The organism is Arcobacter thermotolerans, from assembly GCF_983172305.1.
The window spans coordinates 129339-154482 of record NZ_CFAFZJ010000004.1; the positions used below are offsets into that span (position 1 = coordinate 129339).

General features: G+C 29.1%; 20 protein-coding genes. 19 read left to right on the top strand and 1 reads right to left on the bottom strand.

The features are described 5' to 3' along the window. Positions 1-131: 131 nt before the first annotated feature. The 12 genes from rpoB (at position 132) to hypF (ending at position 19129) form a co-directional block, all read left to right on the top strand. The gene (gene rpoB, locus AC5LG6_RS04940; RefSeq protein WP_498585849.1) at positions 132-4277 is read left to right on the top strand and encodes a DNA-directed RNA polymerase subunit beta; all 4146 of its coding nucleotides are present in this window, start codon (positions 132-134) and stop codon (positions 4275-4277) included. Continuing rightward, a complete protein-coding gene (gene rpoC / locus AC5LG6_RS04945) occupies positions 4270-8796 on the top strand; it encodes a DNA-directed RNA polymerase subunit beta' (protein WP_066219087.1) in 4527 nt (1508 codons plus the stop codon). The genes rpoB and rpoC overlap by 8 nt, the downstream gene beginning before the upstream one ends. 25 nt (positions 8797-8821) lie before the next feature. Further along, positions 8822-9205, top strand: a complete 384-nt coding sequence (locus AC5LG6_RS04950; RefSeq protein WP_066166747.1) for a hypothetical protein — start codon at positions 8822-8824, stop codon at positions 9203-9205. A gap of 39 nt (positions 9206-9244) precedes the next feature. Then, entirely contained in the window at positions 9245-9532 is a 288-nt protein-coding gene (locus tag AC5LG6_RS04955; RefSeq protein ID WP_066154871.1) for a YciI family protein, read from the top strand. Positions 9533-9614: 82 nt separating this feature from the next. Continuing rightward, positions 9615-10064: an SRPBCC family protein gene (locus AC5LG6_RS04960; protein ID WP_081560369.1), complete on the top strand. Its 450-nt coding sequence runs from the start codon at positions 9615-9617 to the stop codon at positions 10062-10064. A gap of 60 nt (positions 10065-10124) precedes the next feature. Beyond that, positions 10125-10601: a glutathione peroxidase gene (locus AC5LG6_RS04965; protein ID WP_260944974.1), complete on the top strand. Its 477-nt coding sequence runs from the start codon at positions 10125-10127 to the stop codon at positions 10599-10601. Positions 10602-11101: 500 nt separating this feature from the next. Then, positions 11102-12337, top strand: a complete 1236-nt coding sequence (locus tag AC5LG6_RS04970; RefSeq protein ID WP_164469126.1) for a hydrogenase small subunit — start codon at positions 11102-11104, stop codon at positions 12335-12337. Continuing rightward, positions 12337-14061 carry a nickel-dependent hydrogenase large subunit gene (locus AC5LG6_RS04975; RefSeq protein ID WP_120985951.1) on the top strand — a complete coding sequence of 575 codons (1725 nt, stop codon included), beginning with the start codon at positions 12337-12339 and terminating at the stop codon, positions 14059-14061. Before AC5LG6_RS04970 ends, AC5LG6_RS04975 begins: the two co-directional genes overlap by 1 nt. A gap of 10 nt (positions 14062-14071) precedes the next feature. Next, complete coding sequence (locus AC5LG6_RS04980) at positions 14072-14773, top strand: cytochrome b/b6 domain-containing protein (RefSeq protein ID WP_066219099.1); 702 nt, start codon at positions 14072-14074, stop codon at positions 14771-14773. Between the two features lie 42 nt (positions 14774-14815). Continuing rightward, complete coding sequence (locus AC5LG6_RS04985; protein ID WP_066219102.1) at positions 14816-15403, top strand: HyaD/HybD family hydrogenase maturation endopeptidase; 588 nt, start codon at positions 14816-14818, stop codon at positions 15401-15403. Further along, positions 15387-16889, top strand: a complete 1503-nt coding sequence (locus tag AC5LG6_RS04990; RefSeq protein WP_498585850.1) for a Kae1-like domain-containing protein — start codon at positions 15387-15389, stop codon at positions 16887-16889. Before AC5LG6_RS04985 ends, AC5LG6_RS04990 begins: the two co-directional genes overlap by 17 nt. An 8-nt stretch (positions 16890-16897) precedes the next feature. Next, positions 16898-19129, top strand: a complete 2232-nt coding sequence (gene hypF / locus AC5LG6_RS04995; RefSeq protein ID WP_498585881.1) for a carbamoyltransferase HypF — start codon at positions 16898-16900, stop codon at positions 19127-19129. On the opposite strand, the gene AC5LG6_RS05000 is transcribed toward hypF, so the two are convergent. Next, positions 19113-19754, bottom strand: a complete 642-nt coding sequence (locus AC5LG6_RS05000; protein ID WP_498585851.1) for a transposase family protein — start codon at positions 19752-19754, stop codon at positions 19113-19115. The two genes, hypF and AC5LG6_RS05000, sit on opposite strands and share 17 nt — an antisense overlap. Before the next feature lie 109 nt (positions 19755-19863). Between AC5LG6_RS05000 and hypB the strand changes: the two genes are divergently transcribed. From hypB to hypA, 7 genes are all read left to right on the top strand, one after another. Next, complete coding sequence (gene hypB, locus AC5LG6_RS05005; protein WP_498585852.1) at positions 19864-20673, top strand: hydrogenase nickel incorporation protein HypB; 810 nt, start codon at positions 19864-19866, stop codon at positions 20671-20673. 122 nt (positions 20674-20795) lie between these two features. Further along, complete coding sequence (locus AC5LG6_RS05010; protein ID WP_498585853.1) at positions 20796-21077, top strand: HypC/HybG/HupF family hydrogenase formation chaperone; 282 nt, start codon at positions 20796-20798, stop codon at positions 21075-21077. Positions 21078-21088: 11 nt separating this feature from the next. After that, the gene (hypD, locus tag AC5LG6_RS05015; protein WP_498585854.1) at positions 21089-22213 is read left to right on the top strand and encodes a hydrogenase formation protein HypD; all 1125 of its coding nucleotides are present in this window, start codon (positions 21089-21091) and stop codon (positions 22211-22213) included. Positions 22214-22279: 66 nt separating this feature from the next. Further along, entirely contained in the window at positions 22280-23269 is a 990-nt protein-coding gene (locus tag AC5LG6_RS05020; RefSeq protein ID WP_498585855.1) for a PDDEXK nuclease domain-containing protein, read from the top strand. Between the two features lies 1 nt (position 23270). Continuing rightward, complete coding sequence (locus AC5LG6_RS05025; RefSeq protein WP_498585856.1) at positions 23271-23627, top strand: nucleotide pyrophosphohydrolase; 357 nt, start codon at positions 23271-23273, stop codon at positions 23625-23627. After that, positions 23628-24626 carry a hydrogenase expression/formation protein HypE gene (gene hypE / locus AC5LG6_RS05030; RefSeq protein WP_498585857.1) on the top strand — a complete coding sequence of 333 codons (999 nt, stop codon included), beginning with the start codon at positions 23628-23630 and terminating at the stop codon, positions 24624-24626. Between the two features lie 133 nt (positions 24627-24759). Continuing rightward, positions 24760-25101, top strand: coding sequence for a hydrogenase/urease nickel incorporation protein HypA (hypA, locus tag AC5LG6_RS05035; RefSeq protein ID WP_066219134.1), 342 nt, complete (start codon positions 24760-24762; stop codon positions 25099-25101). Positions 25102-25144: the final 43 nt, after the last annotated feature.

Sequence of the window (25144 nt, forward strand, 5' to 3'; positions counted from 1 at the left end):
ATATAAGTTTAGCATCTTTGAGGGCTAAGGTTAAGATTTTTTAACAAATTTTAACCTTATCCTTTATGGATGCTTTTGTGCTTTATAAGAAAATAAGGCAAACATAACCAAATTTTATAACAAGGTGTAAGATGTTAAACTCTTTAAAATCTGGTAATAGACTAAGAATAGATTTCGCAAAAAACCCACAAAAAATTGAAATTCCAAATTTATTACAACTGCAACAAACTTCGTATGATACTTTCTTGATGATTGATCAAAAAGATAGATCTGGTGCTGGTATAGAAAAAGTATTTAAAGCAATTTTTCCAATTCATGATGCTCAAAATAGAGTAACTCTTGATTATTTAGGAAGTGAAGTTGGAAAACCTAGATATGATGTTAGAGAATCAATGGTTAGAGGATTGACATATTCAATCCCTCTTAAGATAAATGTAAGATTAACTCTTTGGGATTTAGATGAGAAAACTGGAGAGAAAATAGGTGTAAAAGATATTAAAGAGCAATCTTTATTTATTAGAGAAATCCCACTTATGACTGAAAGAACTTCATTTATTGTAAATGGTGTTGAAAGAGTTGTTGTAAATCAGCTACATAGATCTCCAGGTGTTATTTTCAAAGAAGATGAATCAAATACAACAAATAATAAACTTCTTTACACTGGACAAATTATCCCAGATAGAGGTTCTTGGTTATATTTTGAATATGATGCAAAAGATGTATTATATGTAAGAATTAATAAAAGAAGAAAAGTTCCAATTACAATTCTTTTTAGAGCTTTAGGATATTCAAAAGAGGATATTGTTAAACTATTTTATCCTGTAATTACTATTAAAATTAAAAACAATAAATTTTTAACAGAGTTTAATCCTGATGACTTTATGGGAAGAATTGACTATGATATAAAAGATGATAAAGGAAATTTAGTTATTCAAGCAGGAAAAAGATTAACTGCAAGAAAAGCTAAAGCTTTAATTGAAGGTGGATTAAAATTAATTGAATATCCACTTGAGCTTTTAATGGATAGACATACAGCAGGTTCTATTTATGATCCTCAATCAGGAGAAGTTTTATTTGATGCTTTAACAAGTCTTGATGAGTTAAAACTTAAAAAACTATTAGATTTAGGATTTGAAACATTTGAAATTGCAAATGATTTATCAAGTGGAGCTGATGCTTCAATTATAAATGCATTTAAAGCAGATGCTGAAAGTTTAAAATTATTAAAACAAACTGAACAAATTGAAGATGAAAATGATTTAGCTGCAATTAGAATTTATAAAGTAATGAGACCAGGTGAGCCTGTAACAAAAGAGGCAGCAAAAGAGTTTATAAAAAAACTATTCTTTGATCCTGAAAGATACGACTTAACAAAAGTTGGAAGAATGAAGATGAATCATAAGTTAGGTGTAAATGTACCTGAATATGTTACAACTTTAACTTACGAAGATGTTATAAAAACTGTTCAATACTTAATAAAAGTTAAAGCAGGACATGGTCATATTGATGATAGAGATCACTTAGGAAATAGAAGAATTAGAGCAATTGGTGAATTACTTGCAAATGAGTTACATGCAGGTTTAATTAAAATGCAAAAAACTATTAGAGATAAAATGACAACTCTAAGTGGAACTTTAGAAGATATTATGCCTCATGATTTAATTAACTCAAAAATGATTACATCAACAATTACTGAGTTTTTTACAAGTGGTCAATTATCACAATTTATGGATCAAACAAATCCACTATCTGAAGTTACTCATAAAAGAAGATTATCAGCTCTTGGAGAGGGTGGTTTAGTAAAAGAGAGAGCAGGATTTGAGGTAAGGGACGTTCATCCAACTCACTATGGAAGAATTTGTCCAGTTGAGACTCCAGAGGGTCAAAATATCGGTCTTATAAATACTCTTTCAACTTATTCAAAAGTAAATGAGTTAGGATTTATTGAAGCTCCTTATAAAAAAGTAGTTGATGGTGTTGTTACAAATGAAATTTCATACTACACTGCAACTCAAGAAGAGGGACTTGTAATTGCTCCTGGTTCAACAAAAGTTGATGAAAATGGAAAAATTATTGAATCATTAATTGAAGTTAGACTTAATGGTGAAATTATTTTGATGGATAAAAATAAAGTTGATTTAATAGATATATCATCACAAATGGTAATGGGTGTTGCAGCCTCTTTAATTCCATTTTTAGAGCACAATGATGCAAATAGAGCATTAATGGGTTCAAATATGATGAGGCAAGCTGTTCCATTGATTAAACCAACAGCTCCAATAGTTGGAACTGGTTTAGAAAAAACAGTTGCAAGAGATGCTTGGGAAGCAATTAAAGCTAATAGAGGTGGAGTTGTTGAAAAAGCAGATTCTAAAAACATCTATATTAGTGGTGAAGATGAAAATGGACCATTTATTGACTATTATGATGTAAGCAAAAATGTAAAAACAAATAATAATACATCTTTTGGGCAAAGGGTTGCTATAAAAGAGGGTGATATTATTGAAAAAGGTCAAGTAATTGCTGATGGTCCATCAATGGATAAAGGTGAGCTTGCAGTTGGAATTAATGCTATGGTTGCATTTATGCCATGGAATGGATACAACTATGAGGATGCTATTATTCTAAGTGAAAGACTTATTAAAAAAGATGCATTTACATCTGTACATATTTATGAAAAAGAGATTGAGTGTAGAGAGTTAAAACATGGTAATGAAGAGATAACTAGGGATTTACCAGGTGTTAAAGAAGAGAATTTATCACATCTTGATAGCTCGGGAATTGTAAAAGTTGGAACTTATGTAACTCCTGGAATGATTTTAGTTGGAAAAGTAACACCAAAAGGTGAGATTAAACCAACTCCAGAAGAGAGATTACTTAGAGCAATTTTTGGTGATAAAGCAGGACATGTTATAAATAAATCTTTATATTGTCCAACATCAATGGAAGGAACAGTTGTTGATGTTAAAGTTTTCACTAAAAAAGGTTATGAGAAGTGTGAAAGAGCTAAGGCTGAAATTGAATTAGAAAAAAATGAATTAAATCAAAAACATCTTGATAAGCTTTTAATGCTAGATAGAGAAGAAGCTTTAAAAATAAATAATCTTCTAACAAAATCTAAGCTTGATAAAGAGCTTGAGTTAGATGGAGTTGTGTACAAAAAAGGTGATACATTAACTCTTGAGACTCTTTTAAGTGTAAATAGATTTGCTATGAAAAAAGTAGTATCTTCTTATGCAAAAGAGGTTGAAAAAGCTTATAATGATACAAAAGAGTATTTTATTAAACAAAAAGCTGAATTAAGAAAAGATCATGAAGAGAAGTTAAATGTTCTAGAACACGATGATATTTTATCAAGCGGAGTTATCAAACAAGTTAAAGTTTATATTGCAACTAAGAGAAAAATTAAAGTTGGTGATAAAATGGCTGGAAGACATGGAAACAAAGGTATTGTTTCAAATATCGTTCCAAAAGTTGATATGCCATATTTAGAAGATGGAACAACAGTTGATATCATTCTAAATCCACTTGGGGTTCCTTCAAGGATGAATATTGGACAAATTATGGAGGTTCACTTAGGGCTTGTAGGTAGAAGACTTGGTAAACAAATTCAACAAATCTATGATGCAAAAAAAGGTGAGTATATCGCTGATTTAAGAGCAAAAATGATTGAAATTGCAGGGGTTGCAAAACTTATGAATGCAAAAGCATTTATTGAAAAATTAAGTGATGATGAACTTCTTGATTATGCTAGAGATTGGTCAAAAGGTGTTAAATTTGCAATACAAATTTTTGATGGTGTTGAAGCTTATGACTTTGAAAAACTGTTTGAAATGGCAAAAATAGATAGCGATGGTAAATCTGTTTTATACGATGGAAAAACAGGTGAAAAGATGAAAGAGAGAGTAAACGTTGGGTATATGTATATGCTGAAACTTCACCACTTAGTTGATGAAAAAGTTCACGCAAGAAGTACAGGTCCATATTCACTTGTAACACAACAGCCAGTTGGAGGAAAAGCTCTATTTGGTGGACAAAGATTTGGAGAGATGGAGGTTTGGGCATTAGAAGCTTATGGTGCAACTGCTGTACTAAAAGAGATGCTAACAACTAAATCAGATGACGTTGATGGAAGAACAAGAGCATATAGAGCTATTGCAAATGGTGAAAATGTACCAAGTTCAGGAGTTCCAGAGACATTCTTTGTTTTAACAAAAGAGTTAAAAGCCCTAGCTTTAGATGTAGAGATTTTTGAAGAGGTAGAAAACAATGAGTAATAATGAAAAAGTACTATCACCAATTGATATAAAAGAGCTTGAAAGACCACAAGATTTTGCTGCTTTCCAATTAAAATTAGCAAGTCCTGAAAAAATACTTTCTTGGTCTTGTGGTGAGGTTAAAAAACCTGAAACTATAAACTATAGAACACTAAAACCTGAAAGAGATGGACTGTTTTGTGCAAAAATCTTTGGACCAGTAAAAGATTATGAGTGTCTTTGTGGTAAATATAAAAAGATGAGATACAAAGGTGTTGTTTGTGAAAAATGTGGAGTTGAAGTAACTTCTTCAAAGGTGCGACGACACAGAATGGGTCATATTGAGTTAGTATCTCCAGTTGCTCATATTTGGATGGTATCTTCTCTTCCATCAAGAATTGGAACTATTTTAGGTGTTAAATTAAAAGATTTAGAGAGAGTTTTATATTATGAAGCATATATAGTAATTAACTCAGGAGAAGCTTTTTATGATGGTGAAAAAACTAAAAAAATAAACAAATATGATATTTTAAATGAAGAGCAGTATAGAACAGTTTCTGATTTATTTGAACATACAGGTTTTGAAGCAAAAATGGGTGGAGAGACTATTAGAGAGCTTTTAGAAAATCTTGATTTATTTGAGCTTTTAACACTTTTAAAAGATGAGATGCAAACAACTAAGAGTGAAGCAAAAAGAAAAACTATAATAAAAAGATTAAAGGTAGTTGAAAACTTCATAAATAGTGGAAATAAACCTGAGTGGATGATGCTTACACAACTTCCAGTTCTTCCACCTGATTTAAGACCTCTTGTTTCACTTGATGGTGGAAAATTTGCTGTTTCTGACGTAAATGACCTTTATAGAAGAGTTATAAATAGAAATAACAGATTAAAAAGATTAACAGAACTTGATGCTCCAGAAATCATTATTAGAAATGAAAAAAGAATGCTTCAAGAAGCTGTTGATGCATTATTTGATAATGGAAAAACAGCAAATGCAGTTAAAGGTGCGAACAAAAGACCTCTTAAATCTTTAAGTGAGATTATTAAAGGTAAGCAAGGACGATTTAGACAAAACTTACTTGGAAAAAGGGTTGACTTCTCGGGAAGATCTGTTATTGTTGTTGGACCTAATTTAAATATGGATCAGTGTGGTATTCCTAAAAAAATGGCACTTGAACTATTTAAACCACATTTAATGGCAAAACTTGAAGAGAAAGGTTATGCAACAACTCTAAAAGCTGCAAAAAGATTAATTGAATCTGAGACAAATGAAGTTTGGGAGTGTTTAAATGAGATTGTTGATGAGTATCCTATTTTATTAAATAGAGCACCAACTCTTCATAAATTGTCTATTCAGGCATTTCACCCTGTGTTAATTGATGGAAAAGCAATAAGACTTCATCCTCTTGTTTGTGCTGCATTTAATGCCGATTTCGATGGGGATCAAATGGCTGTTCACGTACCACTTTCTCAAGAAGCAGTTGCTGAAGCAAAAGTTTTAATGATGAGTTCTATGAATATTTTATTACCAGCAAGTGGTAGAGCAATCGCTGTTCCTTCTCAAGATATGATTTTAGGAATTTATTATCTATCTTTAGTAAAAGATGGTGTAAAAGGTGAACATAAACTTTTCACTGATGTAAATGAAGTAAAAATTGCTCTTGATATGGGGCAGATTGATTTACATGCAAAAATTAGAACAAAACTCGAAGGAAGAGTTATATCTACAACTGTTGGAAGATTAATCATACATGAGATACTTCCATCTTTTGTACCAATGAATTTATGGAATAAAGTTCTTAAGAAGAAAGATATTGGTGCACTGGTAGATTATATTTATAAAGAAGCAGGATATGAAGTAACTCCTAGATTCTTAGATAACCTTAAAAATTTAGGTTTTAAATATGCAACTTATGCAGGAATGTCTATATCTATTGATGATATTATTATTCCAGAAAGTAAAGTAGGGCATATTACAAAATCTAAAAAAGATGTTATTGAAGTTCAAAAACAGTTCTCTCAAGGACTTTTAACTGAGCAAGAGAGATACAACAAGACTATTGATATTTGGACAGAAACAAATAATAAATTGGGTTCTGAGATGATGGAGCTAGTTAAAACAGATAAAAATGGATTTAACTCAATTTTTATGATGGCAGATTCAGGAGCAAGAGGTAGTGCAACTCAAATTAGACAGTTGTCTGGTATGAGGGGTCTTATGGCTAAACCAGATGGAAGTATTATTGAAACACCAATTATATCTAACTTTAAAGAGGGTCTTAACGTTCTTGAGTACTTTATTTCTACTCACGGAGCTAGAAAAGGTCTTGCAGATACAGCGCTTAAAACAGCAAATGCTGGATATTTGACAAGAAAACTAATTGATGTTTCTCAAAATGTAAGAATTACTGATGAAGATTGTGGAACTCACGAAGGTATAGAAATTACAGATATTACTTCTGGAAATGAGTTAATCGAGTCTTTAGAAGAGAGAATTACAGGAAGAGTTATTGCTGAAGATATAATTGACCCAATTTCAAATGAGATACTATTTACTGAAGGTACTTTAATAACTGAAGAGTTTGCAAGAGTTGTAAAAGATAGTGAAGTTAAATCTGTTGTTATTAGAACACCACTTACTTGTAAAACTGAAAATGGACTTTGTTCAAAATGTTATGGATTAAATCTAGGTGAGCAAAGAAAAGCTAAGCCAGGAGAAGCTGTAGGAGTTGTTGCAGCTCAATCAATTGGTGAGCCAGGAACTCAGCTAACGCTTAGAACTTTCCACGTTGGGGGAACTGCAAGTGCAACTCAAACTGAAAGAGAGTTAAAAGCTGATAAAGAAGGGTTTATTAGATACTATAATATTAAAAAATATGATACACAAGATGGAAAATCTATTGTAGCAAATAGAAGAAATGCTGGAGTATTGTTAGTTGAGCCAAAAATAAATGCACCATTTAAAGGAAAAGTAACAATTGAAGCTATTCACGAAGAGGTTGTATTAACTATTTCTAATGGAAAAGATAAAAAACAATATTTCTTAAGAAAAAGTGATGTTGCAAAAGTAAATGAACTAGCTGGAATTTCTGGAAAAATTGAAGGTAAACTTTATATTCCACACAAAGATGGAGAAGAAGTTGAGAATAATGACTCTATTGTTGAGATAATTAAAGATGGATGGAATGTTCCAAATAGGATTCCATATGCATCTGAATTAAAAGTTTCAGATGGAGCTCCTGTTACTTCACAAGTTTTAGCAGGTGCAAAAGGGATAGTTAAATACTATAAATTGACTGGTGATTATTTAGAAAGAAGACATGATATAAAAGCAGGTGATAAAGTTGTTGAAAAAGGACTTTTTGCTGTTATTGCAGATGCTGATGATAGAGAAGCTATAAGACACTATATTTCAAGAGGTTCTTCAATAGTTTTAAATGATAATAGTGAAGTTGAAAAAGGTACTCAAATTTCAGCACCAACAACTAAAGAGCAAACTGTTATTGCAGAGTGGGATCCATATGCAAACCCTACAATAGCAGAGCAATCAGGTATTGTAACATTTGAAGATATTATTCCAGGTGTTACTGTTTCAGAGCAGTTCGATGAGTTAACAGGAACATCAAAACTAGTTGTAAATGAGTATATACCAGCTGGATATAAACCAACAGTTTTATTAGCAACTGCTTCAAATGAGATTATAAGATATGTTTTAGACCCAAAAGCATCTTTAAATATTCAAGAGGGTAAAAAAGTAGAAATTGCAGATATTATTGCTAAAACACCAAAAGCAACTCAAAAATCAAAAGATATTACTGGAGGTCTTCCTAGAGTATCTGAGTTATTTGAAGCTAGACGACCAAAAAATATTGCTATTTTAGCTTCATTTGATGGAATAGTAACTTTTGGAAAACCGCTTAGAAATAAGCAAAAACTAATTATTACAGATGCTGTTGGAAATCAAACTGAATATTTAGTTGAAAAAGGTAAGCAAATATTAGTTCATGAAGGTGAATTTGTTCATGCTGGTGAGTCTTTGACAGATGGTCAAGTGTCTCCTCATGATGTTTTAAAAATTTTAGGTGAAAAAGCTCTACATTACTTTATTGTATCTGAAGTACAACAAGTATATAGATCTCAAGGGGTAAATATTGCAGATAAACATATTGAGGTAATTACATCTCAAATGTTAAGACAAGTTTCGATAATCGACGGTGGAGATACAAAATTCATCATGGGTGATATGATTTCTAAAAAGAGATTTAAAATCGAAAATGAAAAAATAATTAGAATGGGTGGAAAACCAGCTATTGCAGAACCAGTTTTATTGGGAATCACAAGAGCAGCAGTTACATCTGATAGTATTATTTCAGCTGCATCATTCCAAGAGACTACAAAAGTTTTAACAGAAGCAGCAATTAGTGCAAAAATGGATATGCTTGAGGATTTAAAAGAGAATGTTGTAATAGGAAGAACAATTCCTGTTGGAACAGGACTTTATAAAGACCAAAAAATTATCTTTTCAGAAGAGAAATAAATAGGGCAAAGCCCTATTTATAAAGATGGAAATAGTTCACTTTTTTTTTATCTTTGTTGCAATTGAACTCTTTGAGTCAAATTGGCAAAAATCTTCTACTCTTTATGGTATGCTAGAAAACAATTTTTTAGTATATAAGAAGAATATCTTTTTATATTTTATTTTACACATATCATTTTTTTATTCACTTTACCTATCTATATCATCAAATAATTTTGGATTTTGGATGAGTTCAATTTTAGCTTTAAAATTTTTTGATATTATTTTTAAACTTTCTATTATGAAAAAACTCTCAGATGGTATAAATATAAATGAAATAATACCTTTTGATGCAAATATTACGCCAATACTTAGATATTTAAATGTATTAATTTATCCGCTACTTTTTATTTTTGCTACTACTTTATAAATTTTGTGATAAAATAATTAAAAATTTAAAAGGATAAAAATGCAATTTTTAATAATAGCTTATGACTATGATGATGCTTTTGAAAGAAGAATGCAATCAAGAGAACAACATATAATAAATACTAAAAAGATGATGGAAAGTGGAAATATTGTATCTGCTGGAGCTTTAATAGAGGATGATAAGATGGTTGGTTCATCTTTGTTTGTAGATTTTGATACTGATGAGGAACTAGATTTATGGCTTGAGGATGAACCTTATGTTACAAATAGAGTTTGGAATATGGACGAAATTCAAATTGTTCCTGTAAAGTTACTTCCAAAAAACTAATAACTAACTCATATAAGCCCATTTTATTGGGCTTTCTTTTTTTAATAAAACAAAAATATTTTTTAACAATAAAAGGCTAAGTATGGAAACATTTGAAAAAACTACTTTAATAGATTGTAGTGCAAAAGAGCTATTTGATTTTCATCTTGATACAAATAATATTAAACTAATAACTCCAAAACATACAAAAGTGGAGCTGTTGGATTATGAAGATTCAACTTATGAGGGAAAAATAGTAAAGCTAAAAACTACGAGAGCTTTTATTTGTATGAATTGGATAATAAAAATAGAAAAACTAAAATATCCAAATTTACTTGTTGATGTTGCTTTAAAATCTCCTTTTTCTTATTGGGAACATAGCCATATATTTACTCAAAAAGGTAATTTGTGTGAATTAAAAGATAGTATTAAGTTTAAATTACCTTTTGGTATATTTGGAAAATTGATTTTGCCATTTATTAAAAAAGATATAAAAAATATGTTTGAGTATAGACATATTCAAACAAAAAAATATTTTAGTAAAAAGGATTAAGATATGAGATTTATTTTGGGACTTTTTTTGTTTATAACAACTTTATTAGGAGATGAAAATATGAGTATATATGATATTGAAGTAAAAGATATAGATGGTAAAGTTTTTACTATGAAAAAGTATGAAAATAGAGTAATGTTAATTGTAAATGTTGCTAGTAAATGTGGTTTTACAAACCAATATGAGGGTTTAGAAGAGTTACATAAAAAATATTTTGATAGAGGATTATCAGTTTTAGGTTTTCCTTGTAATCAGTTTTTATCACAAGAACCAGGAACAGAAGAGCAGATTAAAGAGTTTTGCTCATTAACTTATGGTGTAGAGTTTGAAATGTTTAGTAAAATTGATGTAAATGGAGAGAATGCTCACCCTTTATATAAATTTTTAAAAGAGAGTTCAAAAGGAGTTTTAGGAACTGAGGCTATAAAATGGAATTTTACAAAATTTTTAGTTGATAAAAATGGTAAAGTTGTAAAAAGATATGCTCCTAGTACAAAACCAAGTGAGATAGAAAATGATATTTTAAACTTACTTTAGAAATCTAAAAAACAGACTCAAATAAGCCCATTTTTATCAAGGGCTTATTTTATAAAGATTAAACTTTTATTTTTATACAGAAGTAAAAAAACTTATAAAAGCAAATAAACTTCCTATTAGTAGAAATGATTCACTCATTTATATTCTCCAAATTTTAAATATTTCAAATAATATCAATAAAATTTAAAAATATCTAAAAAAATTGCAATTTGTAATATTTTTTGTCTTATTATATTTTTATAAGCGAAATAATATAAAGAAAAATAATCTAAAAATAGTGTAAAAAAGTAACAAATTTAAATAAAACTGAAATAGCTATTCACTTATGTGTTTTTAGAACAAATTAAACTAGAAGAGTGCCTTAAAATGGTAAATATTTTTTTACATTTTTTAAAAAAGCAACTAGAAATTAGGCTTTTACTTTATAACTATTTATCCAAATATAAGTTTTATTACAATATTTTGTTATTAATATTTACTTTTAACTAGGAGGAGTCAATATGAATGATAACATTGAGCGAGTAAGAGAAGTTTTTACTCAAAAATCAACTAGAGTTGATACAAATAAGGGAGATGAGTTTTATAAATCATTATTTGAAAAATCAAAAGCTAGATTAAAATCTTTAAGAGAGCAAAAACCTCTTAGAGATATAGATATGATGGAGGTTATTGAAACTGAAGGGGTAAACAGAAGAGATTTTATGAAGTGGGTTAGTGCAACAACTGCAACACTTATGCTTCCACCTATGTTTGCTCCTTTAGTTGCAGAGGCTACTGAACTTATGAATAGGGTTCCAGTAATTTGGATAGAGTTACAAGATTGTGCTGGAAATACAGAAGCTCTTTTAAGAAGTTCTGCTCCAACTGTTGATGATTTATTATTTGATGTTTTAAGTTTAGAGTTTCACCATGCTTTAATGGCATGTGCAGGAAATGATGCTGAGCATCAGTTAGATGATGCTGTTGAACATTTCAAAGGAAAATATTTACTTTTTGTTGAAGGTTCAATTCCAACTGCTATGAATGGAAATTATGGGACAATTGGACCATCTGGTGAAACTTTTCAAGAACATTTAGCAAGATTGTCAAAAGATGCAGCAGCTGTTGTAGCTGTTGGAACATGTGCTACTTTTGGTGGAGTTCCAGCTGCTTCTCCAAATCCAACTGGTGCTGTTGGAGTTATGGATTTAGTTAAAGGAAAACCAATTGTTAATATTCCAGCTTGTCCAGCAAACCCAGCAAATATGGTTGGTGTTGTACTTCATTATGTTTTAACTGGTCAAGTTCCTGAACTTGATTCTTTATTAAGACCAAAATTTGCATTTGGATATAGAATTCATGATAACTGTGAAAGAAGAGCTCACTTTGATGCTGGAGAGTTCGTAGAAGAGTGGGGAGATGAAGGAGCTAAAAACAACTGGTGTTTATACAAAGTTGGTTGTAAAGGACCAATGACATTTAATAACTGTTCAATTATTAGATATAACGATGGTGCAAACTGGCCAGTTGGTGTAGGGCGAGGATGTATTGGATGTAGTGAACCAGATTTTTGGGACAAATATGCTTATGAAAGACCAATGGCAACAGCAAGAATTAAAGCACCAACAGGTGGAGTTGAAAAAACTGTTGATGAATTTGGTCTAGGACTTTTAACAGCAACTGCTGTTGGTATTGGAGTTCATGCAATTGCAAGTGTAGTTGCTGGTAAAAAATCAAATGAAAATGAGGAGAGATAATGACAAAAAAACATTTAGTAGTAGATCCAATTACAAGGATTGAAGGACATCTTAGAATTGAAGCAATTATAGATGAGAACAATGTTATTACAGATGCTTACTCATCTTCTACAATGTTTAGAGGAATTGAAGAGATTTTAAAAGGAAGAGATCCTAGAGATTGTGGACTGCTTGCAATGAGAATTTGTGGAGTTTGTACAGGAACTCACTATCAAAGAAGTATTGAAGCTGTTGAAAATGCTTTTAGTGTAACTATTCCTAAAAATGCGAGATTAGTACGAAATCTTATTCAAGGTGCTTTATATCTTCATGACCACGTTGTTCACTTCTATCATCTACATGCACTTGATTGGGTTGATATTACAAAAGCACTTGAAGCAGACCCAAAAGCTACTGTTGCTGAAGCTCAAAAATGGGCAGGACTTTCAGGACAAAGAGCTTGGAATGCTTCTGAAGATGTATATATTCAAGTAAAAGAGAGAGTTCAAAAATATATAAAACAAGGAAGACTTGGTATTTTTGGAAATGCTTATTGGGGTAGTGAAGGTTTTAAATTAACTCCTGAACAAAACTTAATTGGTCTTTCTCACTATCTTGATGCTCTTGAATTACAAAGAGATTTAGCAAAAATGATGGCTATTTTTGGTGGAAAAAATCCTCATCCTCAATCTTTTGTTGTTGGTGGAGTTACTTGTGTTCAAGATATAAAAAATCCTGCAAGAATTGCTGAATTTAAACAACTTCTTAAAAGAGGAAGAAAGTTTATTAAAGAGGCTTATTTACCAGATGTTTATATGGCTGGAACAATGTATGGTGAAGAGGCATTAAATGGAACAGGTGGTGGATTAGGAAACTATATGAGTTATGGTGGATTTAATTTAGATGATTTACCATTTTATAAATCTAAAAAATTATTCCCTGCTGGAATTGTAAAAAACAAAGATTTAAGTAAAGTTTATGAAGTAGATGAAGCAAAAATTACTGAAGATGTTACTCATGCTTGGTATAAAGGAAATACAAATCTTCATCCTTTTGATGGAGTTACAGAGCCAAACTATACAGGTTTTGGTAAAAAAGAGAATAATATTGCTTATTTAGATACTCAAAATAAATACTCTTGGATTAAATCTCCACTTTATAATGATGAAAGAATGGAAGTAGGACCACTTGCTAGAATGGTTGTTGGATTTGCTAGTAATGATGAGTTAATTAAAAAATATGTTACAAATTTTTTAACTAATGCAAATCTTCCTGCAACAGTTTTATTCTCAACTGTAGGAAGAACAGCTGCAAGAGCAATTGAAAGTGAACTTATGGCTGATGTTATGATGGATTGGGTAGATGAGTTAGCATTAAATGCTGCAAATGGTGATTTATCAACATGGACAGAGTTTGATTTTAATACAGTTGCAAAAGATGCAAAAGGAATTGGTCTTGAAGAGGCACCAAGAGGTGCATTAGGACACTGGGTAAAAATTAAAGATGGTAAAGTTGTAAATTATCAAACTGTTGTTCCTTCAACTTGGAATGCAGCGCCAAGAGATTATAAAGGAAGAATGGGAGCTTATGAAGCTGCTTTAATTGGTACAAAAGTTGCAAATGTTGAGCAACCTTTAGAGATTTTAAGAACTATTCATAGTTTTGATCCTTGTATTGCTTGTGCAGTTCACCTAATTGATACAAATGGTAAAGAGCTTGGTGTTTATAAAGTAAATCCAATTTAAGGAGAATACTATGTCAAAAAATATAGAAATAAAAAGAATGACAGGAACTATGAGAATAGTTCACTGGGTTACATTTTTTAGTATGATAACAGCTGTAATCACGGGCTTATATATTGGTCATCCATATTATCAAACATTTATAGCAGATCCTGCTGTTGATAAATATGTTATGGCATGGAATAGATGGGCTCACTTTATAGTTGCTATTATATTTGATGTAACAGCTGTTTTAGTTGGATATTTATATTTCTTTTCAAGATTTGAGAAGCCTTATAAGAAACTAATACCAAATAAACAGAATATTGTTGAATTTTTTGAAGTATTGTTAAATTTAATAACACTTAATAGAAGAAAAAAGTTTGATTCAAGCCATAGTGATAGTTTTAATATTGTATTTTTTACAATATTTCATCTACTTTTAGTGTTTATGCTATTTACTGGACTTCAGCTTTATGTTCATGGTCTTGCATCAGGACATAGCTCAATAGGTGCTTGGTGGCCAGCAATGCTTCATTTAGTTACTGATTGGACTTTATATGTTTTTGGTGGAAATATGGGAGTTAGAATTGCTCATCATTATGCTATGTATTTTATATTAGCTTGGGTAATGTTTCATATTTATTATCAAGTTTGGAGAACAATCTTCTGGAAAGAGGGTGATATTGCTATTGTAATTGGTGGAAGTAAGTTTGTAAAAGAAGAGGAGAAATAGGGGTTTAAAAGGCAAAGCCTTTTAAACCTTTTAAATATTTATATGAAAAATACAATTATTATAGGTGTTGGAAATATGCTCTTTAAAGATGAGGGTATAGGAATTTATGCTAGTGAATATATAAAACAAAATTATGAGTTTGATGAAGATTTAGAGATTATTGATGGTGGAACATTAGGATTTAAACTAATGGCATATTTTCAAGAGTATAAAAATGTCATTATTTTAGATACTGTGTCTATTGATGATGAAGCTGGAAGTATATTTAGGCTTCCTAGTGATGTTTTATTAGGACTTGGAAAATATAGAAAAACAGCTCATGAAGTAGAGATTGTTGAGATGCTTGAAATTGTTTCAGTTTTAGATTCTCATGCAAATGTTACAATAATTGGAATAGTCCCAGAAGATATACAAAGTGTTGAAATAGGTCTTACAAAACTTATGGAAGAAAAATTTCCATTTTTTATAGAAACTTCTATAAAAGAGATAGAGAGCTTAGGTTTTAAACTTACAAAAAAATCTGATATTGCTGTTCCTGATATTGTAAAAAGTTTAATTGGAAGCTACAATGGCTCTCATTTAAATAGAATCCCAAATGAAGAGGATTTTACTCATGAAGTTAATCTATAAAATAGAGTACAACTCAACTTCTTTTTATTTTAAAAGATTAATAGATGAGTTGATAAAAAATTCAAATATAGATGCAAATACAAAACAATATTTTGGATTTATTTTAATATTTATTGATGATGAGCTTGAAAACATTGAAAAGTTTTTTTTAAATTTAGAAACAAATCTTCCTTACTCTATGTTTTTGAAAAAATCATATTTAATAGATGAGTTTAATGAAGAGATTAAAGAGTTAGAAGATAAAAATATAAAAGAGAATTTTGAGATTTTGACAAATAGAAAAGTTAAAGATATTTTAGAAAATTCTAATTTTGATTTTTTAAGTCAAATTGTTAATTTAAACAGATCTTTTGTTGTTAAATTTCAAGATTTAGAACTCTTTTTACCAAATAAAAATTTAAAAGAAAATTTTGAAAAAGAGAATTATGAAGTTAAGTTGTTAGTTACAAATAGTCAGATTTTAACAGATCTTTTTATAGTAGAAGAGTCTGAAATCAATCTATTATGCTCAATAGAAAGACCTTTGGTTAAATTGAAACTAAAAAATATAGATGAAAATATTTCAAATAGTGGATATATTTTTACAAGACTTGTAAACTCTTCAAAAGAGGTTGAATTATCAAAAGCGCTAAAAGAACAAAATATTGATTATATTTTATATGCGACTAAAAAAGATGAGTTAAAAGCTTGTAGTTTTGAAAATCTAAATCTTATTATTAGTGATGATAAAACTTTGTATCCAAAATATGATTATAAAAAAGATTTGATATTTAATTCAAGTAGTGAGTATTTAAACTCTTTTTCAAATGTTTATAATGCAGTTTTACACGAGCATAAACTTTTAGATAAAACCTCTATTGGAGTCTATTTTTCACTCTATTCTAAAAATAGTTTTGTGGATATAAAAGTTTTAAATGAAGAAGAAAAAAGAGTAATATATATTCCTGATATAGAATCTAATATGAATCAAATTTTAGAAGATATCTCATCTCTTGATGAAAACTGTAAAAGATTGGTTGATAATTTTTCAAAAAAATATCCTTATACAAAAGATATAAAACTTACAAATAACAATGGTTTTTCAACTATTATAGAAGCTATTGCTAAACTTTTAAATATAGAATCAATTAAAGATTTTGAAGAGTTAGCACTAAATAGTGGATATGTTGATGCTTTACAAATTGATATGAAATTAATTAAAATTGATAACAAAAACTATTTAGATTATAGAAAAACTATTCAATCTATAATGTCATATAAAATGGCAGATGTTGAAAATGAAACTCTTAGTTTCTCTTTTTATGAGTTTTTGGCTGAATTTATAATAGATTATTTAAGAGAAATAGCAAGAAAAACAAACGCAAAAGATATAGTTTTATGTGGAGATATATTTTCAAATAGGCAAGTTTTTCATAAAGTTTATAAAGAACTTAGCAAAAAATATAATCTAATTTTACCAACAGAGTATGCAATGGATTACATATAAGTAAAAAAATAAGAGTTTATGGAACCGTACAAGGGGTTGGATTTCGACCTTTTGTATATAATCTAGCAATAAAATACAATCTTTTTGGATATGTAAATAATTATAATATTGGAGTAAATATAGAAGTATCTGGAGAGGCTACTAATATTTCTAGTTTTTTAGAAGATTTAAAAAACAATCCCCCTCCTCTTGCACTTATTGAAGAGATTAAAATAGAAGATTCAAATAAACAATTTTTTGAATTTAAAATAGAAAATAGCAGTAGTTTTGATAATAAAACAACTACAATTCCCTCTGATATAGCTATTTGTAAAGATTGTATAGATGATATTTTTGATAAAAACAATTTTAGATATAACTACTCTTTAACAAACTGTACAAACTGTGGACCTAGATACTCTATAATCAAAACTATTCCTTACGATAGAAGAAATACATCTTTAAAAGATTTTACTCTTTGTAAAAAGTGTCAAAACGAGTTTGAAAATCCAACAAATAGAAGATATCATGCACAAGCAATATCTTGCGAAGAGTGTGGACCAACAACTTTTCTTTATGATAGTAAACAAACTTTGATTGCTTCAAAAATAGACGCCATAAATTTAGCTTCAAAATATATAAATGATGGAAAAATTTTAGCTATAAAAAGTATGGGTGGATTTCATATAGTTTGTGATGCCTCAAATGATGAAACTATATTTAGATTAAGAGAACTTAAAAAAAGAGCCACAAAGCCATTTGCTGTAATGTTTAAAGATGTAGATAGTTTAAGAAATTATGCTATTTATTCTAATTTAGAACAAGATATTTTAACTTCACAACAAAGACCAATAGTATTATTGCAGAAAAAAGAGAATCAAAATCTATCAAATTTTGTTGCACCAAATATAAAAAAAATTGGTTGTTTTTTATCAAATAGTGCTTTGCACTATCTTTTATTTGAAAACTTATCTAATCCAATCATCGCAACTAGTGCAAATTTAAAAGGTGAACCAATAATCACAACAAAAGAGGATATATTTTTAAAACTTTCTAATTTAGTAGATTTTGTACTTGATTATAATAGAGAGATATTAAATAGTTGTGATGATTCAATAGTGCAAGTTGTAAATGAAAAAATTATAAAACTCAGAAATAGTAGAGGATATGCTCCAAGTAGTTTGAAAGTTGATGGAAAATTTAGTAAAAAAATCTTAAGTTTAGGAGCAAATCAAAAATCAACTTTTAGTATAGCTTTTGATAATAAGATTATTACAAGTCCATATTTAGGAGATTTAGATTCTATTTCTTCTATAGAAAACTATAAAAAAACAGTAGAAAATTTCCTTAATTTTTATGATTTTGTACCTGAAATTATAGTTTGTGATAAACATCCAAAATATGAGAGTACAAAATTTGCTTGTGAGTTAAAAGATAAAAATCCAAATTTAGAGTTAGTTCAAGTGCAACATCACTATGCCCATGTTTTGGCAGTTTTAGTAGAAAAATCTATAAATGAAGATGTTTTAGCATTTGTTTTTGATGGTACAGGATATGGAGATGATAAAAATATTTGGGGTGGTGAAGTTTTTATTGCAAATCAAAAAGAGTACAAAAGAGCTTATCACCTAAAATATTTTAAACTTTTAGGAGGCGAGTTAGCTATAAAAGAGCCTAAAAGAGTAGCTTTATCTTTACTTTTTGATAATTTTACACTAGAAGAGGTTTTAGATTTACCTTTAGATTTTTTAAAAACATTTGAAAAATCTGAGATAAAAACTCTATATACACTTTGGCAAAGGAGTTTAAACTCACCTCTTACTAGCTCTTTTGGAAGATTGTTTGATGCAGTTTGCTCACTTGCTAATATTTTACATATTCAAGAGTTTGAAGGGCAAACGGGTCTTTATATAGAAAATTTATATGATGAAAATATAAAAGAGTTTTTCTCTTATGATATTGTTGATCAAACTATTGATATTTCAAAAATGATAAAAGAGATTTTAAAAGAGGATGATAAAAAAATAGTTGCTTCAAAGTTTATAAATACAGTTGCAAATATAGTTTTTGAAATATCAAATTTACACAAAGATTTACCTATAGTTCTAAGTGGTGGAGTTTTTCAAAATAGAACTTTGGTTGAAATTTTATTAAAGAAATTTAAAAATTATAATAGAAAGGTTTATTTAGGAGAAAAATATAGTCCAAATGATGAATCTATAAGTTTAGGTCAAGCTTTTTTTACTATTGAAAATAAATAGATTTTAAAATCTCTAGCTGTTCAGATTTTTTATAGTTAAATTTAAATTCATACTCTTTTAAATAGTAAAAAAAGTTATCTTCATTTACACCTTTGTGTTTTTTTAAATTTTTCTCCAAAAACTTCCAAAATCTATTTAGTTTTGTTTGATGTGCATTTTGAGAGTGAATTTTATACCAACTTAAATATTGAATAAATCCATCCTCTACGTCAAATGCACGATTGCCTATTTTAGGCATCAAAAGAGTGTAAACTTTCTGATTTGAATAAAAACCAATAATATTTATAGCTTCACTAAGACTCTTTTTTTTCTTTACTTTTTCTCTCTCTTTTAAATAGTAAAACTCTTCATATTCGGTATTATCTTTAATTGATGAGTTATAAATATCTTCAGAATAGACTGCAATTTTTTGTCTTAAAACATCAAACCTATCTTTTACGGTTTTATAATTTAGTTCTAATTCATTTGAAACTTCAAAAGCGGTTTTATTTTCACAGAATTTTTGAATGATTAATTTATCTTTTTCAATTTTTTTTAAAGATAGTTTTTTGGCACACTTTTTACATTTTATGTAATCATTTGCAAGATTATAAAAATCTTTATTTTCACAGTTTGGACATATCATAAGTAGATTTTAACAAATTTGTTCTAAAAATATATAGGTGCTTATAATATATCAAATAGTTTTAAAAGGAAATGGGCTAGACTTTTGAAAACTAAAAGGAAATAGTAATATGTGTAAAGACTGCGGATGTACAATAGCTGGGATGGAGCACAACCATAGCCATAATCATAACCATGACCATGGACATAGTCATCATCACCATGATCATGAAAATAGAGCTATATTTAAACCAATAAATGATAATTTAAAAACAAATCCTTTATTAAATGATTCAAAAACCATATCTGTAATTCAAAAAATTTTAGATAAAAATGATCATGAAGCAGCTCATAATAGAGCTCATTTTGATAGTCATAAAGTTTTAGGAATAAATTTGATGAGTAGTCCAGGAAGTGGAAAAACTACATTTTTAGAGAATATTGCTGATATGGTAGATTTTAAATTTGCAGTTGTCGAGGGTGATTTAGAAACTTCAAGGGATGCAGATAGATTAAAAGCAAAAGGAATAAATGCAGTTCAGATTCAAACAGGAAGTGCATGTCATCTTGATGCATTTATGGTTCATAAAGGTTTACATGATATTAAGTTAGCTGATATTGATGTTTGTTTTGTGGAAAATGTAGGAAACCTTGTTTGTCCAGCATCTTATGATGTGGGAACTCACTTAAATATTGTTTTAGTTTCAGTTCCTGAAGGAGAAGATAAAATTGCTAAATATCCAGTTATGTTTAGAAGTGCTGATTTAATACTTATTACAAAAACTGATCTACTTCCATATTTTGAATATGATATTGAAAAAGAGAAGATGGAAGCACGAAAACTAAAACCAAATGTGGATATTTTGGAAGTCAATATAAAAGATAAACAATCTTTACAAAATGTAATTGATTGGATTAATTTCAAAAGAAAGATGAGATAAATTTCTAAAACGAATTTTATTCATTTAGGCTTCACGGTGGGTACCCAAAAATCAAAGATTTTTACCCTTCCGTTGCAGAATCATTCATAAAATTGTTTTACAAATAAAAGGAGAATATAAGGATGTGTTTATCAATACCATCAAAAATAAAAAGTATAGACCCTGAGATGAACACTTGCGTAGTTGATACTATGGGAGTAGAAAGAAGTGCTAGTTTAGATTTAATAGATCAAGATGTAAAAATTGGGGATTATGTTTTAATTCATATAGGTTTTGCTATGAATAAAATAGATGAAGAGGATGCTTTAGAATCACTCAAAGTTTATGCTGAAATCATAGATAAAATGGAAGAAGATGACCGCTTAGCAGCTATTGAAGAATCGCAAAACTGTCCAAATAGATAAAGTAATATAATATGGAAAAAGAACTACAACTAAAAGATTTATATGATGGCTTTCGTGATGCTAAAACCATAAAAGCATTTAAACAAATCATTGATGAAGATTTAAAAGATTATGATGGAACTATAAATATCATGGAAGTTTGTGGAGGGCATACTCATACTATTATGAAGTATGGAATACCACAACTAATAAATAAAAAAATAAATTTTATTCATGGACCTGGTTGTCCTGTTTGTGTTATGCCAAAAGATAGAATAGATAGTGCTTATGAGTTAAGTTTACAAAAAGATCTGATACTTGTAACACTTGGAGATATGATAAAAGTTCCAGGAAGTAATGGAAGTTTACAAAAAGCAAGAAGTGAAGGTGCTGATGTAAGATTTGTCTATTCTCCTATGGATTGTTTAAAAATAGCAGATGAGAACAAAGATAAAATAGTAGTCTTTTTTGCAATTGGTTTTGAAACAACTACTCCAATGACTTGTGCTTTAATGGAGCAAGTAATAAAACAAGATATAAAAAATATTCTATTTTCTATAAATCATATAACAGTTCCTGAAGTTATGAGAGTTTTAGTAGAAGATAAAAATTGTAAAATCGATGCTTTTTTAGGACCATCACATGTTAGCGTTATAAGTGGAAGTAAAATATATGAAGAGTTTCCTTTGAGTTATAATAAACCAGTTGTTGTAAGTGGATTTGAACCAGTAGATGTTATGCAAAGTATCTCAATGATAGTAAAACAGTTCAAAGAAAAAAGAAGTGATTTAGAAATCGAGTATAAAAGAGTTGTATCTTATGATGGAAATCTAAAAGCTCAAGAACTTATAAATAAATACTTCAAAAAAGTTCCTTTTAAATTTAGAGGAATTGGAGAAGTAGAAAATAGTGGTTATGAACTAAAAGATGAGTTTGATAAATATAATGCAAAAATAGTTTATAAAGATATATTACCAACTAGCGAAGTTAAAGAAAACAAAGCTTGTAAATGTCCTGAGATTTTAAAAGGAGTTGCAAAACCAACTGATTGCAAAATCTTTGGAACTGTATGTACTCCAACAAATCCAATAGGATCTTGTATGGTAAGTAGTGAAGGTGCTTGTAGTGCTTATTATAAATATGGGAATTTGTTGTAAGATAATTTATTTTAGCAAAATGAAATATTGTTTTTCCAATTAAATGATAAAAAATGGAGATTAAAAATGAAGCTAACAAACAATAATATTTACCAAGAAATCAAAGAGTTACTTTATAGTGCAAAAAATAGAGTTTATCAAACTATAAATACTACTATGACACAAACTTATTATCAAATAGGTAAAAGAATCGTAGAGGAAGAACAAGGTGGAGAAACTAGGGCAGAATATGGAAGTGCTTTATTAAAAAATTTATCAAGTGAATTAATAAAAGAGTTTGGAAAAGGTTATTCAGAACAAAATTTAAAGAATATGAGACAGTTTTATTTGATATATAAAAAAAGACAGACAGTGTCTAGCGAATTCAAACTTAGCTGGTCACACTATATTTTCTTAACAAGAATTGAAAATATAGATGAAAGAAATTTTTATGAAATAGAATCAATAGAAAACAGTTGGAGTTTAAGAGAGCTTAAAAGACAGTTTGATAGTGGACTATTTGAAAGACTTAAGTTAAGTAGTGATAAACAAAAAGTAAAAGAGCTATCTTTAAATGGTCAAGTTATTCAAACAGCACAAGATTTAATAAAAGACCCATATATTTTAGAGTTTGTGGGGCTTCCTGAATTGTCATCATATAGTGAAAGCGAACTAGAACAAAAACTTATTGATAAATTAGAACATTTTTTACTAGAACTAGGAAAAGGTTTTACTTTTGTTGCACGCCAAAAAAGAATTACAATAGATGAAAAACATTTTAAAGTTGATTTAGTTTTTTATAATAGATTATTAAAGTCATTTGTAGTTATTGATTTAAAAATAGGTGAGTTAAAACATCAAGATATTGGGCAAATGATGATGTATGTAAATTATTTTGATAGATTTGAAAAAACAGATGATGAAAATTCAACTATTGGAATTATTCTTTGCAAAGATAAAAGTAAGGCATTAGTTGAATTAACTCTTCCAAAAGATAATAATCAAATATATGCAAGTAAATATTTAACTATTTTACCGAACAAAGAAGAGTTTAAAAAGTTATTGGAAGATGAATAAAATGAACATAGAAAAAATAAAACAAAGAATACAAAAGTTTAGTGATGATAGAAATTGGGATGAATTTCACAATCCAAAAAATCTAGTTATGGCATTAAATGGCGAAGTTGGTGAACTAAATGAGATTTTCCAATGGCTAAACTTTGAAGAGTCTATGAACTTACCTGATGATGTAAAAGAGCATACAAAAGAGGAGCTTGCTGATATTGCTATTTATCTTATAAGAATTTGTATGAAGCTAGATATAAATCTTGAAGAAGCTGTATTAAATAAGATGACAAAAAATGAAGCTAAATATCCAATTGAGACATCTCAAGGCGGAAGCAAAAAATATAGCAAAAGTAGGGAAGATAAATAAATGACAAAAATAATAACACTAGCACATGGAAATGGTGGAGCTGAAAACAATGAGCTTATAACTGAAGTATTTTATAATGCTTTTAAAAATGAGATTTTAGAAAAGAGTGAAGATGCAGCAGTTATAGAAAATGGCAAACTTGCTTTTAGTACAGATAGTTTTACAGTTAGTCCTCTTTTTTTTAATGGAGCAAATATAGGAAAACTTGCCATTTGTGGAACTTGCAACGATTTAGCAATGATGGGAGCAAAACCAAAATATCTTACATGTTCAGTTATTATAGAAGAGGGTTTTGAAGTAGAACAACTTGAAATCATCGTAAACTCTATGAAAGAAGAGTTAGCAAAAAATGACGCGATTATTGTAAGTGGTGATACAAAAGTAGTACCACGTGGTGCTGTTGATAAAATCTTTATAAATACAACTGGTATTGGAGAGATACTTTATAGTGGAATTAGTTCAAACAATATTACACAAGATGACTTGATTCTTGTAAGCCGTGACATAGGAGCTCATGGAGCTACAATATTTACTGCACGAGAAGGTATAAATATGCACTCAAATTTAAAAAGTGATTGTAACTCTTTATATCCTCAAGTAAAAGCACTTATTGATAGTGGCGTTAAAATAACTGCTTTAAGAGATGCCACAAGAGGAGGAGTTAGTGCTGTATTAAATGAATGGGCAAAACAATCAAATATTTGTATAGAAGTAGAAGAAGAGAATATTCCAGTTAGTGATGAAGTAAAAGGAATTTGTGAAATGCTTGGTTTTGAAGCAACAAATCTAGCAAATGAAGGAACTTTTGTTCTTGCTATATCAAAAGATGATGCTGCAAAAGTAATAGAAGTTTTACATAAATTTGAAGAGGCAAAAAATGCTTGTATTATTGGAAAAGTAACTGCTCAATATCCACAAAAAGTTATATTAAATTCTTCTTGGGGAACAAAAAGATTTTTAGATACACCAACTGGTGAATTGCTTCCCAGAATATGTTGATAAACTAAGTGCAACTCGTTGCACTCTTTAGAGTTTTTGCTTCTTTTTATCAGAATTTATTTCTGTGTTAAAAAAGAAGACTTAATATTGAAAAGGTCCCTTTTTGAATGGGACATTTAAAAAGGAAACTATTATGCACGAATATTCAATTGTTCAATCACTACTAGAGAGTTGCGAAGAACACGCAAAGTCAAATGATGCAAAAAAAGTTACAAAAGTAGTTGTAAAAATTGGAGTTTTAAGTGGAGTTGAACCAGAACTTCTTCAAACAGCATTTGATACATTTAAAGAACAAACAGTTTGTAATGATGCACAATTTATAATAAATGTTCAACAAATAGAGATTTTATGTAATCAATGTAATACTAGTTCAACTTTACAAAAACATGAGTTTGCTTGTCCAAAATGTGAAAGTGTTGATTTAAAAGTAACAGATGGTGAAGATATGTATCTTATGAGTTTAGAATTTGAATAATATGGTTCCAAATTTATATAAGAAATAGTAAATTTTACTTTAC

Excerpts from the sequence above, each read along its gene's own strand:
- AC5LG6_RS04950 (WP_066166747.1), top strand. The coding sequence starts at position 8,822 with ATGGAAATAGTTCACTTTTTTTTTATCTTTGTTGCAATTGAACTCTTT.
- AC5LG6_RS04965 (WP_260944974.1), top strand. The coding sequence starts at position 10,125 with ATGAGTATATATGATATTGAAGTAAAAGATATAGATGGTAAAGTTTTT.
- AC5LG6_RS04975 (WP_120985951.1), top strand. The coding sequence starts at position 12,337 with ATGACAAAAAAACATTTAGTAGTAGATCCAATTACAAGGATTGAAGGA.
- hypA (WP_066219134.1), top strand. The coding sequence starts at position 24,760 with ATGCACGAATATTCAATTGTTCAATCACTACTAGAGAGTTGCGAAGAA.
- AC5LG6_RS04955 (WP_066154871.1), top strand. The coding sequence starts at position 9,245 with ATGCAATTTTTAATAATAGCTTATGACTATGATGATGCTTTTGAAAGA.
- hypD (WP_498585854.1), top strand. The coding sequence starts at position 21,089 with ATGGAAAAAGAACTACAACTAAAAGATTTATATGATGGCTTTCGTGAT.
- AC5LG6_RS04990 (WP_498585850.1), top strand. The coding sequence starts at position 15,387 with ATGAAGTTAATCTATAAAATAGAGTACAACTCAACTTCTTTTTATTTT.
- AC5LG6_RS05010 (WP_498585853.1), top strand. The coding sequence starts at position 20,796 with ATGTGTTTATCAATACCATCAAAAATAAAAAGTATAGACCCTGAGATG.
- rpoB (WP_498585849.1), top strand. The coding sequence starts at position 132 with ATGTTAAACTCTTTAAAATCTGGTAATAGACTAAGAATAGATTTCGCA.
- AC5LG6_RS05000 (WP_498585851.1), bottom strand. The coding sequence starts at position 19,754 with ATGATATGTCCAAACTGTGAAAATAAAGATTTTTATAATCTTGCAAAT.
- AC5LG6_RS04985 (WP_066219102.1), top strand. The coding sequence starts at position 14,816 with ATGAAAAATACAATTATTATAGGTGTTGGAAATATGCTCTTTAAAGAT.
- AC5LG6_RS04980 (WP_066219099.1), top strand. The coding sequence starts at position 14,072 with ATGTCAAAAAATATAGAAATAAAAAGAATGACAGGAACTATGAGAATA.
- hypB (WP_498585852.1), top strand. The coding sequence starts at position 19,864 with ATGTGTAAAGACTGCGGATGTACAATAGCTGGGATGGAGCACAACCAT.
- AC5LG6_RS04970 (WP_164469126.1), top strand. The coding sequence starts at position 11,102 with ATGAATGATAACATTGAGCGAGTAAGAGAAGTTTTTACTCAAAAATCA.
- hypE (WP_498585857.1), top strand. The coding sequence starts at position 23,628 with ATGACAAAAATAATAACACTAGCACATGGAAATGGTGGAGCTGAAAAC.
- AC5LG6_RS05025 (WP_498585856.1), top strand. The coding sequence starts at position 23,271 with ATGAACATAGAAAAAATAAAACAAAGAATACAAAAGTTTAGTGATGAT.
- AC5LG6_RS04960 (WP_081560369.1), top strand. The coding sequence starts at position 9,615 with ATGGAAACATTTGAAAAAACTACTTTAATAGATTGTAGTGCAAAAGAG.
- rpoC (WP_066219087.1), top strand. The coding sequence starts at position 4,270 with ATGAGTAATAATGAAAAAGTACTATCACCAATTGATATAAAAGAGCTT.
- AC5LG6_RS05020 (WP_498585855.1), top strand. The coding sequence starts at position 22,280 with ATGAAGCTAACAAACAATAATATTTACCAAGAAATCAAAGAGTTACTT.